Genomic DNA, 12823 nt, shown 5'->3' with positions numbered 1-12823 from the left:
GTGGTGGAAACGGCCGAAGCCGTTTCGATTGCAAAGCTGGCCCATCGGCGCGTGATATTCAACTCATATCGCTCGCGGTATTTTTTGCACTGACTGTGAAGCAACTCGCCGGGCGGCGGACTGCTTAGTCGTGGCGTTACGCGCTGTAGGAACGCGAAGTCGTGGCGCCGCCGTGTCCGGTCCAGTCCGTGTGGAAGAACTGGCCGCGCGGTTGATCGATGCGCTCGTAGGTGTGCGCGCCGAAAAAATCCCGTTGAGCTTGCAGCAGATTTGCCGGCAAGCGCTCGGCGCGATAGCCATCGAAGTACGACAAAGCGGCAGTCATGCATGGCACCGGGATGCCGCCCTGAATGGCCGCAACCACGGCACGCCGCCAGCCTGCCTGCCGCGTCGATACCGCGTCCCGGAAGAATGGGTCGAGCAACAGATTGACCAGCTTCGGATCGCGCTCGAACGCCTTCTTGATATCGCTCAGAAACGCCGAGCGGATGATGCAGCCCGCGCGCCAGACCAGCGCGATGCTGCCGAAATTCAGATTCCACTTGTATGATGCAGCAGCCGCGCGCAGCAGTTGATAGCCCTGCGCATAGCTGATGATCTTCGATGCGTACAGCGCCTGTCGCAGATCGTCGACGAGTTGCTTGCGGTCGCCTTTGAACTCGCTCACCACCGGCGCCAGCTGTTTGGAGGCTGCGACACGCTCTTCCTTGGCAGCCGACAGCGCACGAGCAAACACCGCCTCGCCGATCAAGGTGAGCGGAATGCCTTGGTCCAACGCCTCGACTGCCGTCCATTTCCCCGTGCCCTTCTGTCCGGCCGTATCGAGAATCTTGTCGATGGTTGCCTCTCCGTTGCGATCGACGAAGCCGAGAATGTCGCGCGTGATTTCGATCAGGTAGCTGTCCAGCTCGCCGCGATTCCACTCGGCGAACACTGCATGCATCTCCGCGTTGCTCATGCCGAGTACGCGCTTCATGACATCATACGTTTCGCAAATCAGCTGGATGTCGCCGTACTCGATGCCGTTGTGAACCATCTTCACGAAATGGCCAGCGCCGTTCTCACCCATCCAGTCGCAGCAAGGCTCGCCCTCTGGCGTGCGTGCGCAGATTGCCTGGAAAATCGGCTTGATGTGCGGCCATGCGGCGGGGCTGCCTCCGGGCATCAAGGACGGCCCGTTCAATGCGCCTTCCTCACCGCCGGACACACCGGAGCCGACGAACAATTTGCCGCTCTCCTCCACGCGCGCGGTGCGTCGAATAGTGTCGGTGAACAGGCTATTGCCGCCATCGATGAGGATGTCGCCGGATTCGAGCAGCGGCAGCAATTGATCGATCAGCTGATCCACCGCGGCGCCAGCCTTGACCAGCATGACGATCTTGCGTGGCCGCTGCAGAGCCGCGACAAATTCTTTCAGATCGTGCGCGCCGATGAAGCGCTTGCCCTTGGCACGCCCGGCGATGAATTCATCGACCCGTGCCGTGGTCCGGTTGAACACGGCAACGCGAAAGCCGCGGCTCTCCATGTTCAACGCCAGGTTCTCGCCCATCACCGCCAGACCGATCAAGCCGACGTCTGCCAATTCTGTGCTCATGCGAGTTCCCTGGTGAAATGACCAAGCTGAATCGAGCCGCCGTGCCCGGCTCCCGGGTTTTTATACGAGAGTCGCGCGCACATTGCCAGGAATGAACGTGCGCACCTGGATTCATGAGTCTGGTGGCTACAACCCGGTTGAAAAAACCCGTTTGTAAGTAACTCAAGGCGCAGACGAACGCGCGCCGCCCGATTGCAGCCTCACGACCTGCGTGCTCAGCCGCAACGGACGATCGCGGCCAGCGCCGCTCGTCTGCTCATCGCTGAACGGGGCTGCGCGCTCATCGGCTTCGGTCTGCGAATCGACGACATCCATCAAGCCGACCAGATCGCGGCCGAATGGTGCCGCGTCGCCCACCTGGAATGCGACCTTCTGGTGCCAGCGGGCACCGGTACGACGCTGCACGCTTTCGCCTTCGACCCTGCTGCTGCCGAAACGTGGATGCGCCACGATCTCGGTGTAATCGAATGCAGTTCCGGGCGCGGTGGCATCGACTACGGCCCGCCACAATCCCGCTCGCGGATTGGGCACGACCAGCGCCTTGCTCACCGGTCGAGTGAAAACTTCACTGCGCCATAACTCACAGAAGCCGCTGGCGCAGTCATACAAGTAGAGACCCATTCGTGCTCGCCCATCCTGCGGCGCCACCGCCACGCGCAATGACGTAGTGCCGGGCTCCACCGCGATGTTGTAAGCGCGCATGCCGCTCGGCCCGCCCACGTCCTGCAACACTCGACGCGCACCAACCTCGGTGAGGATGGCGCTGCGCTTCAGCGGGGCGTAGATATTGTTCAGCCACAGCGTGGTGGCATTGTTCGTCGGCGGCTTCTCGTCCAACTGCGAATCGACGTAGTGAATGGCAGACGCCAGCTGCAGGTTCGTAGCCGCGGTGCTCGTGGGCAGCACAGTGAGCTCATAGACACCCGGAGGTGGATAGGCAATGAGCAGCACGGCCGGCTTGCCGGGCGCCACGATTCTGGATGGCGGCAGATCCAGGGCGCCGCCGCTCAGCAGCAACTGCACCAGCCCGCTGCCGACCGCGGCATCGATGCGCAACGAAGAAATATTCGGCGGAACGTCCAGGAAATATCTCCTCGGAGACGCGGACAGCTTCGGCTCGCGATGCTCGATGCGATAGCCGTTGGCGGCGGTGAACGGCTCGGCGGCAACGATCGTCGTCATCAGCGCATGCACTGGCAGTTGCGCCGCCTTGTCGACCAGATACAAATGCGCGCTGTGAACGCCAGCGTGCTCGGGCGAAATCTGTACCTGAATCGGCACAGGCTCGTTCAGCGGCAGCGTTACCTCTTGCGCAGTCGTAGCAAACGTTCCGTCATTGCCTTGCCACTGCAATGAATAGGCAATGGGAGTCGCCGCGCCACTCTGTCGAAGCAGCGTAATGGTCCGCGTGTCTTTCTGGCCCGTCAGCCAGCCTTCGCGCTCATACAGGCCTTGTCCTACATTGGGCTCGGGAAGAAACCGCGCAAGATAGGTTTTGACGGGCGCGCGTGTCTGGATGTCCGGCAAGTCCAGCGTCTTTGCGTGCAGTTGCTGCAATAGTTCGAGAGCGCGCTCGGTGTCGATGACGCCGAAGCCTTGTTCATGGGCTTGGTACTGTTCGAGTCGACGCGCACCCATGCGTAAAGCCCAGGAGACGTGGCGTGCATCAGCAGGCAGATTCTCGGCGCGAGCCGCGGCTATGAGTGCTTCAGTTGCATTGGCCGCACCATCGAAGCCATCCGCCGCGAGCAGGTCGGGTTTCGCTGCACCATCTTCGGCGGGGCCGAGACTCGCCACCGCGGGAATCGTGTCGCTGGTTGTCCCAGCGCTGGCAAGCTCGCCCACCGCGATTGCACGACGCCCACTCGACGCGCCGGTCACACCTGCCACGCGGCCAAAGGCGCCAACGCCGAACAGCATCGGCTTGCCATGAACTTCGACGGCTCGGTTCGCCAGCAGAGCAAACAAATCCAATCCACCGCCTGGAAATCGGCCGCCCTCCTGGTCGCGGGCCAGCACCTCGATGTCGTCATCGGCAGCGGCTTGCAACAATGACTCGATCTCGGCAGCGAGCGTCGTGGCCGAAGGGCCGACTTCCGCGCCGAGCAACGTGTCCGTCGCATCGACATTCGAACGCGACAGCCCCGGCGTGTTTGCGGAAGCCACATCGACAGCATCCTGACTGTTCAGAGAACTGCGCGCGACACCACGATCATTCGCGTACAAGCCATGCGCGCCACCGCCATCCAGATGCGCCATCAACACATCGGGAAGCGCGGAGACATCGGAGAATCGGTCGAGGGAAAGGCGCGCTCGTAAATAGCCAACATCGTCGAAGCGCGCTCGAATGTCGCCGCCGAAGGCGGCGATCGCTGCCGCCACCGCGGCGGTCTTGCCGACTTCGGTCGCGACGAGAACCATCGCTTCGGTATCGCCCTTCGCCAGCGCATGCGCGAGTAACAGACGATCCTGCAGGTCGGGATTCGCCGACTTCCAGGAAGACAGCGACAGACCTTGTTTGCTCAGCGGTGGCGGAGCGGGCGCAGGCTCGGGCGGCGGTTTACTGCAGCCTGACAGCGTGGCGATGCCGAGCACCGCCACGAGCCAGGCGCAATGCGTCCTCACCAGATTTTCACTCGCTGCTCGGGTGGCAAGTACAGCTTCTCGTCCGGCTGCACGTTGAAGGCTTGGTACCATTCGTCCATGTTACGCACCGCGCCGTTGACGCGGAAATACGGCGGAGCGTGCGGGTCCGACAACACCAGCGCACGCAGCGCTTCATCGCGGACCTTGGTCCGCCACACCTGCGCCCAGGACAGGAAGAAACGCTGATCTCCGGTCAGCCCGTCGATCACCGGCGCCGGCTTGCCCGCCAGCGAGTTGTGATAGGCCTCGTAGGCCATGTTCAGGCCGCCGAGGTCGCCGATATTCTCGCCCAGCGAGGTCGCACCGTTGACCTTCAAGCCCGGCAGCGCATCGAACGAGGAATACTGGTCCACCAGCACCTTGGTCTTGGCGCCGAACGCGTCGGCGTCGGCCTTGGTCCACCAATCGGTCAAGCTGCCGTCGGCGGCGAACTTGCGGCCCTGGTCGTCGAAGCCGTGACCGATCTCGTGGCCGATCACGGCGCCGATGCCGCCGTAGTTCACCGCGTCGTCCGCGGCGGGATCGAAGAACGGCGGCTGCAGGATGGCGGCCGGGAACACGATCTCGTTGTTGAGCGGGTTGTAGTAGGCGTTGATCTCGGTGACGCTCATGAACCACTCGTCGCGATCCACCGGCTCATCCAGCCGCGCGACCTGGCGATTCCAATCCCACACGGCCGCGCGCCGCACGTTGCCGATGATATCGTCACGCTTCACTTCCAATGCGGAGTAGTCCTTCCACTTGTCGGGATAGCCGATCTTGGCCACGAAAGTGGACAGCTTTTCTTTGGCGCGCTGGCGCGTCTGCTCGCTCATCCAGCTCAGTGTCGCCAGCCGTTCCTCGAGCGCGGCACGCAGGTTGGCCACCAGCACTTCCATCTTGGCCTTGGATTCCGGCGGGAAGTATTCCTTGACGTAGACCTGGCCGACCATTTCGCTCAGCGCGTCGCTGGTGAGCGCCACGCCACGCTTCCAACGCTCGCGCTGTTGCGGCTGTCCGCGCAGCTGCTGGCCATAAAACGCGAAGTTCGCTTCGTCGAAGCGCTTCGGCAGGAACGCTGCGTTGGTGCGCAACAAATGGAAGGTGAGATAGTCCTTCAGCGTCTGCAGCGACGTGGCGTCGACGACTTTGGCGCTGTCGCGGATCGCGGTGAGCGGCCCCAGGACGAAGTTCTCGCGCCCGCCCAGGCCCGTGGCTTCGAAGAATGCCTGCCAGTCGAAGCCCGGCGCATAAGCCAACAGCTGCGCCTTGGTGCGTGGGTTGTAGTTGGCCTCGGCGTCGCGGCGTTTCTCCAACGGCCATTGCACCTTGGCCAGGGCAGTTTCGAACTTCAGGATGTCGCGCGCCTTGGCGGCCGCGTTCTGCACGCCGCCGAGCGTCAGCATCTGCTCGATGTATGCAGCGTACTTCTCGCGATGCTCCTTGAGCTTGGCGTCGTCCTTCAAATAGTAATCACGGTCCGGCAGGCCGAGACCGCTCTGGCCGATATCGATGGAATATCGGCTGGGATCCTTGAGGTCGGGAGAAATGCCGACGCCAAAGGTCGACATGTAGCCCGGCAGGCCAAACAAGGTCGCGATGTCCTGCTTGGTCTTGGCGGCCTGGATGCGCGCCAGGTCCTCCTCGATGGGCTTCAGGCCCTTGGCCTCGATGCCCGCCTCATCCATGAAGCTCGCGTAATAGTCGCCGATCTTCTGCTCCGGCGTGCCGGGCGCCGGCTGCGCGGCAGCGGCTTGCTCGATCAGCTGCTTGACGCGCTGCTCGGACAGATCGTTGAGCTTGTGAAACGGGCCGTACGCGGAGCGGTCGGGTGGGATCTCGAAGGTGTCGTACCACTTGCCGCCGGCGTAGGCGAAGAAATCGTCGCCGGGTTTGACGTCGGGATTGCCGGCCGAGAGGTCCAAGCCGAAATCTCCCAGCTCAGCCTTGGGCGCAGCCACGGACGCTTCGGCTTGCGGCGGTTGGTTCCTGGTGCATCCGGATTGCAGCGCAAGCGCCGCCAGCAGCAGCAATGCTTTTTTCATGCTTGGGAAAGGTCCTGTAAGAGAGTTCGGTCATGCGTTGACTACGGCCGGCTCCGCCTGCGCCTCCTGCTGGTCCAGGCGTCGGCCCCGCAAATATTCATGGACATCGCCGAGGATGGAAAGTGCGGTCGGCCAGCGACCGGCCCCCTTGCCCGCCAGGCGCAGCACCTGGCCGTCGCCCGCCAGGATCTCGACGCGATTTTCCTCGGCCCGGGCCCCGGCCAGAAAGTCGCTGGCCGGCAGCTCGTGCAACTTCACCACACCACGAATGTGCCCTTCAATTCGCTCGCAACTGCCCACCAGCTTCAGGCTCGAGCCTTCCTCGCGCACCAGCGCGGCCTGACTGGCCGTCACGCCGACAATGCCGCGCACAGTCAACTCGAAATGCGAGTGCTCGCCGAACGCCGCCCGGGCAATCAGCTCGAGCTTGCGCGCCGCGTCCAGACCGACCAGATCGTCATGCGGATCGGCTTCGGCGAAGCCGTTCGCCTGGGCGTGCGCGATCGCCGTGTCGAAATCCATGCGCTGTTCCAGGGCGTCAAGAATGAAGTTGCACGTACCATTCAAGATGGCACGAACCTGGGCGACTCCCGCGTGACGCGCCAGCGCCGCGATCGTCTCCAGAACCGGCACGGCGCCGCCGACCGCAGCACCGAATCTCAGCAACGGTTGCCGGCCGGTGGCAAACCGCGCCAGCCTCTCCCACCAGGTCGAAGCGATCATTGCCTTGTTCGCCGTCACCACCGCACGACCGCGCAGCAATGCTGCGTGCACGACTTCTCCGGCCGGCTCCAGTCCCCCCAATGTTTCGATCACCAGATCGGCCGGCTGCGTGACGGCATCCCACACGTCGGTGGACAACAGAGACCGGGGCACATCGAGATCGGCTTGCGAGCTGCGCCGGGGCTTCTCCAGATCCCTGACCACGACGCGCACGATCTCGAACAAGTCCGGCCGCCGCGCCAGATGCGCATAGACACCGAGTCCGACAGTGCCCAGACCCAGCAACACGACTCGCACCGGCTGAATGTTTTCGTGCGGCACGATCGCCATGTCGTCCGGACCGGCATCGACCAGCGTTGCAAGGTTCGAGCCCACGCACGCGACTTCGAATGCCTGGCCATGCGACTGCGCGAACTGCAGCGCGCGCGGCTGAATGATGCGTCCGCCGATCTCCAGCGCTGTGCGCCAGCTCAATCGATTGAAACGTCGGGCGTGATTCTCGGGGATGGCGGGATCGCTTTCATACACGCCGTCGACATCCTTGATGAGCCGGCAGCGCGCGTCGAGACTCTTCGCCAGGAACAACGCCGTGAGATCCGAGCCGCCGCGTCCGAGCAATACCGTGCGGCCTCGAATATCCTGTGCGATGAATCCAGGGACCACGAGCACCGCGTGCTCATGCAAGCATTCGCGCAGATGATGCGTATTCAAAGAAACCGGCGTCGACTCGTGCGGCTCTCCATGAGCACGCAGCCCGGCTACACGCGCATCGACGTAGAGCGCCGACACGCCGTTCGCGACCAGGGCCGCCGCCAGCTTGTTGCCGGATTCCTCTTCACCACCGGCCACCCAGGCCGCTTGCTCGTGCAAATCGGAAGTGATGGCGCGTGTTTCCGCGAAACGCCGATCCGTAACGCCGGCGAACGCGGAGACGACGGCAATGACGCGATGCCCCTGGCGCCACTCGCGATAAATCTCATCGATGGCCTGCGGCAGATCCGCCTCGCTCTGCAATACCGAGCTGCCGAACTTGAGCACCAATATGGAAGGATTCACGCCATTCTCCCGACACGGATTCCGTTGCTTCACGGCGTCGACCAGGGCTGGCGGGGACCACGGCCGACCCGGATTCCGGTCGGCAAGCAGGCATAAAAAAACCCGCTCGCCAAAGCTCAAGCAGGGTTGCTTCGCTTTAGCCGTATTTCTTACGCGCCCGCAAGCTGAACTCAAATCGGCGCAAGGGCGAACGCTAAAGGCTCAGGGGCCGGGCTGTCAAGAAAAGAACCTGGCAATGTCAGCGCGGCACCGTGCCGGAAGTCCACGAACATCGCACCATCGACAAAGTGAACTTTGTCCGGCGGCGGACCGTTACTCCAGCACGGTGCCCACGGGCAACCTCATATCCAGCCGAACCGGAGACTCGCATGAACAGAGACATTACAGGCGGCAACTTCAAGCAGCTCAAGGGCAAGATCAAGCAACAGTGGGGCAAGCTCACGGACGACGAGATCGATCAGATGGAAGGCCACGCCGAGATTCTTGCCGGCAAGCTGCAGGAGCGATACGGATTGGCGCGTGAGGACGCCGAGCGGCAAGCACGCGAATTCCAGACTCGCAACAATTGGCAGTAGTTGCAGCGAACGTCCACGCCGCGGCCAGGGTCGAGCCGACGGCGCGGCGTTCGCGCTTGTGCCACCCCACTCAGCCTCGAGCGGCGATCGAATTGCGCAGGCCCGGAGGATTCTCATAGAGCTCCTGCGCCTTGGCCCAGAACCGCTTGGCTTCCTGCTCCCGGCCTCGGCGCATCAGATAAACATAGCCGGCCCTGCCCGCCTCGTCCGCCAGCTCCAGGTCCTGCTCCACAGCCGATAGCAAATGTTTCAGGCCGCGGTCGTCAGCGCGCTCCAGTAGCATGCGGCCCATGAGCAAATGCGCCTTGGGAAACTCGCGGTCGCGCGCCAGCAATTCCTCCAGCGTTTCCATCGCCTCGTCCTCGCGATCGATTTCCAGCTGTAACAGCGCTTTTTCCCAAACCTCCTGGTCCTCGAGCGCGGCCGTGTGGGCATCCTCGAGCAACGACAGCTTGGCCTTGGCTTGCGTGATCTCGGTGTGACGCTTGCGCCACTTCGGCACGGTGTCCTGTTGCCATTCGTCGTCGAAGAATTTCACCAGCGACGGCGTCGCCGGATGAAACAACGACAGCGCCGAACGATCGGTATCGTGCACGGGCATCGCCGGCTCGATGTCGAGCGCCGCCAGGCGTTCGGCCAGGCTCGGGTGGGTGTCGTCATCGGCCGCATAACGTTTCAGGCTCTGCTGCAGCCAATCCGGGCGCGCCCACTGCCGCTCCGCTGCCTTGAACGCGCGCGGCATCACCGCGTGCGGCATGTAAGGCGGATCGGGCTGCTTCTCGACCTGGTCGTACAAACGTTTCCAGAACACTTCGGATAGAAACCGTCCTGCCAGCTCCAGCTTGGTCAGTGCGGCACCGATGGCTTGCGCGCTGGTGACGTTCGCAGCCTCACGATCCGCGACATATTCGTGATTGCGCGCCAGCACGAAGCTGTACGCATAAAAATACGGCGCGTACCAGCCATAGAACGCCCCGAGAATCTGATCGAAGATGCCGACCGGATTGCTGAACTTGGATTCGAGCGCATGCCAGGTGACGCGTAGACGATAGATCCACGCGCCGAACTTGCCGTGCGCCTGCGACAGATGCCCCATTTCATGCGCGATCACCGCCTGCAACTCATCGACGCTGAGCACCATTGCCAACGGCAGGCCGATCTCCAGGTGATTGCGATAGTTGCCGAAGATGCCCCAGCGCGGCGTCTGCACGATGCAGGCATTGAACTCGGAGCTGACCGAAACCGAATCGACCTGCACGCCGCCCATCTTCGCCGCGACTTCGTCGATGGCATCAAATAAACGCGGTGCCTCGTCGCGGCTGATACGCAGTCCCGACGGTTCCGCGATCCGCACCCACAAAGCGCGAATCATCCCAACCAGTGTCACCAGTCCGACGGCACACGCGACAACGAGAGGCGCACGAAACCGTTCACCGGATAGCAGCGGACTGAATGTGTACCAGCACGTGACCAGGATGATCACGGCGAGAAAAAAAATGGAAACGTAGCCGAGTGCCGCGAGCGCGCCGACTTTGAAGGCATAAAGTTGCGGATTGTCGTCGGCCTGCCGTTCCAGGCGCCCGATCAGGGCCGAGAACTCGTGTCTTTCCATAATCTCTCGCCGCGACGGTCAAACCTCGGCGAGACTACGGAATCCGGTCACGTTTGCCATGTGACCGATATCTCATTTATCGATGGGAAAGACGGCGGAGGGCCTGCTCGCCGGCTGGCGGCGGGTACATCCATGTACCCGAGCAATGCCTGCGGTTTCAGATCACACGGCCGAATCAGTAGAAGAGGCCATTGACTACGCTCACCACGAGACCGCTGGCCACTGCCGCCAGGATCACGTCATTGTTCACCCGCACCCAGTGGTGGCCGCGCGGCGGCGGGCTCAGGTGGTACACGTGATAGTCGTGCACGATGTAGCGGCGCTCGTAATAGCTGCGCGGCAGATAGTCGCCGTGTCGCCAACTACGGACATAGTAGCCGCGCGGTGCGATGTAACGGCCGCGGTCGTAGCGACGCTGGTCGGCCCGGCCGTGACGGTACGCGTCGCGGCGATCCCAATTGTGGTCACGATCGTGGTGGCCGTGATGGTCGCGACGATCCTTGTGGTCGTAGTGCCGCTGGTGGCGGCCACGATCGTTATCCGCATACGCCGTCGTCACGGTCCCCGTCAGCATCGACACCGCGACAGCAGCAGCAAACAGGGTCTTCATCGCCATCTCCTCTTTGCACCGGCGCCGGGCCGGCTTGGGAGACACTATTGACCAGCGCATCTGATCGGAGCCTGAACGATTTTGGTCAGCTTGCGTTCAGCTGGTAACCTTCGGGCCGCCTCGAGCGTTGCGCTCTGCCGCCGGCCAGATCACTCGTTCGAGCCACCTGGAGATCCCTTGGGATATCACATGATCCGACGCCGCGACTTTCTCGAATCCGCCGTCCTGCTCTCCACGCTTTCCGCCACCGGTCTCGCTTCGGCCGCCGCTCCGAGCAATGCTCGCCGCGGCCCGGCTCAACCCTTCGATTACGCAAGCTTGAAGGGCCGGGCACGCGCGCTGGCGGGCAAGCCGTACCAACCGCCCACCAACCTGGCACCACAGGCGCTGATGGAATTGGGCTACGACGAATATCAGTCCATTCGCTTTCATCGCGACGAGGCGCTGTGGACCGATGTGCGGGATGGCAATTTCCGCCTGGAATTCTTTCACATGGGCCGCGGCTTCAAGGAGCCGGTGCGCATGCATGAAATCGTCGACGGCCAGGCACGCGAGATCCTGTATCACCCCGACCTGTTCGACCTGAGCCGCAGCGGCATCAACGCACGCTCATTGCCCGGGGACCTGTCGTTCGCCGGCTTTCGCGTTCACACCATCACCAATTGGGAAGCGGACGTCGCCTCGTTTCTCGGTGCCAGCTATTTCCGCTCGATCGGCAGCGACACGCGGCAGTTCGGATTGTCGGCACGAGGCCTGGCCATCGACACGGCGCTGGAACCGGAGGAGTTTCCGCGCTTCTCCGAGTTCTTCTTCGAACGCCCGCGGCCGGATGCACGCACGCTGGTGCTCTACGCCCTGATGGATTCGCCGAGCGTCGCAGGTGCGTATCGCTTTGCATTGACGCCAGGCGCGCCGCAGGTCGTCGAAGTGGACGCCGCAATCTATCCACGCAAGGAGATTCGCCGGCTCGGCATCGCACCGCTGACCAGCATGTATCAAGTGGGCGAGAACGATCGCCGCATGGGCTACGACTGGCGGCCGGAGATTCACGATTCGGACGGCCTGTGGATGCACACCGGCAGCGGCGAGTGGCTGTGGCGCCCGCTGAACAATCCGGCGACCCTGCGATTCAATTCCTTCCTGGACGAGAACCCGCGTGGCTTCGGCCTGCTGCAGCGAGACCGGGACTTCAACAATTATCAGGACGACGGCGTGTACTACGAGCGACGCCCGAGCCTGTGGATCGAACCGAAAGCGCCGTGGGGCAAGGGCTCGGTGCAGCTCACCGAGATTCCCACGCCGGATGAAACGTTCGACAACATCGTCGCGTTCTGGAACCCGGCGACGCCGCCCAAGTCGGGCGAAGAGCTGCTGTATAGCTATCGCATGTATTGGGGCACGCAGCTGCCGGTATGGTCTTCCCTTGCAGAAGCGATAGCGACGCGCACCGGGCTGGGTGGAGTCGTCGGGCAGCGGCGCAAGTATTTCTCGTGGCGGTTCGCGGTCGACTTCAAGGGAGGCGAGCTCGCGACGTTGCCCGAGCGAGCGAAAGTCGAGCCTGTCATTCACGTGTCGCGAGGCACAGTGGAGGTCACATCGGCGCGGCCGCTTCAAGCCATTCGCGGCTATCGGGCAATGTTCGATCTGAAGCTGCCGGATGACGAGAGCATGGCCCCCGTCGACATTCGCATGCACCTTCGCATCGGCCATCTGCCGTTGACCGAAACCTGGACCTACCAATATTCGCCGCCGACGCCGCAAGAGCGGTTGCTCTACCTGCGCAACGCCGGGCACTGATTCGTCTGAAGATGCTGCTGCGCGGCTCCTCCCATGAGAGACCGCGCTCGCCCTCTTGGAACGTGTATCGAAAGCCTGCCTGGAAGCGGCACAGGCCATCGCTGCCGGTCTGCGTGCGACGCTGCAAACTCGCAGAACCGACCACGATCAGCGCCGGTCAGCGCACCGATGTGGACCAAATACCAC

8 protein-coding genes are annotated in these 12823 nt (G+C 62.9%); 2 read left to right on the top strand and 6 right to left on the bottom strand.

Annotation, left to right across the window (positions count from 1 at the left end):
- Positions 1-136 precede the first annotated feature (136 nt).
- The 4 genes from gnd to VGE08_RS10435 all read right to left on the bottom strand — a co-directional run bounded on the left by gnd (position 137) and on the right by VGE08_RS10435 (position 8043).
- Positions 137-1594 carry a decarboxylating NADP(+)-dependent phosphogluconate dehydrogenase gene (gene gnd, locus VGE08_RS10450; protein ID WP_331067818.1) on the bottom strand — a complete coding sequence of 486 codons (1458 nt, stop codon included), beginning with the start codon at positions 1592-1594 and terminating at the stop codon, positions 137-139.
- Between the two features lie 162 nt (positions 1595-1756).
- Positions 1757-4219 carry a hypothetical protein gene (locus tag VGE08_RS10445; protein WP_331067817.1) on the bottom strand — a complete coding sequence of 821 codons (2463 nt, stop codon included), beginning with the start codon at positions 4217-4219 and terminating at the stop codon, positions 1757-1759.
- A complete protein-coding gene (locus VGE08_RS10440) occupies positions 4216-6264 on the bottom strand; it encodes a M13 family metallopeptidase (RefSeq protein WP_331067816.1) in 2049 nt (682 codons plus the stop codon). Before VGE08_RS10440 ends, VGE08_RS10445 begins: the two co-directional genes overlap by 4 nt.
- Positions 6265-6294: 30 nt before the next feature.
- Positions 6295-8043 carry a homoserine dehydrogenase gene (locus tag VGE08_RS10435; protein ID WP_331067815.1) on the bottom strand — a complete coding sequence of 583 codons (1749 nt, stop codon included), beginning with the start codon at positions 8041-8043 and terminating at the stop codon, positions 6295-6297.
- A 368-nt stretch (positions 8044-8411) separates the two neighbouring features.
- Here VGE08_RS10435 and VGE08_RS10430 point away from each other — a divergent pair, with 368 nt between their 5' ends.
- A complete protein-coding gene (locus tag VGE08_RS10430; RefSeq protein WP_331067814.1) occupies positions 8412-8618 on the top strand; it encodes a CsbD family protein in 207 nt (68 codons plus the stop codon).
- A gap of 70 nt (positions 8619-8688) precedes the next feature.
- On the opposite strand, the gene VGE08_RS10425 is transcribed toward VGE08_RS10430, so the two are convergent.
- Both VGE08_RS10425 and VGE08_RS10420 read right to left on the bottom strand, forming a co-directional pair.
- A complete protein-coding gene (locus VGE08_RS10425) occupies positions 8689-10230 on the bottom strand; it encodes a M48 family metallopeptidase (protein WP_331067813.1) in 1542 nt (513 codons plus the stop codon).
- Between the two features lie 175 nt (positions 10231-10405).
- Entirely contained in the window at positions 10406-10840 is a 435-nt protein-coding gene (locus VGE08_RS10420) for an RcnB family protein (RefSeq protein ID WP_331067812.1), read from the bottom strand.
- 192 nt (positions 10841-11032) lie between these two features.
- Here VGE08_RS10420 and VGE08_RS10415 point away from each other — a divergent pair, with 192 nt between their 5' ends.
- Positions 11033-12637 (top strand): glucan biosynthesis protein D, encoded by a 1605-nt coding sequence (locus VGE08_RS10415; RefSeq protein WP_349258671.1) that lies wholly within the window; start codon positions 11033-11035, stop codon positions 12635-12637.
- Positions 12638-12823 lie beyond the last annotated feature (186 nt).

Origin of the sequence: Steroidobacter sp., assembly GCF_036406195.1 — a bacterium.
Lineage (GTDB): Bacteria > Pseudomonadota > Gammaproteobacteria > Steroidobacterales > Steroidobacteraceae > Steroidobacter.
The sequence above is the reverse complement of the archived record's forward strand: the minus strand, read 5'-3'. Positions and strand labels throughout refer to the sequence as shown.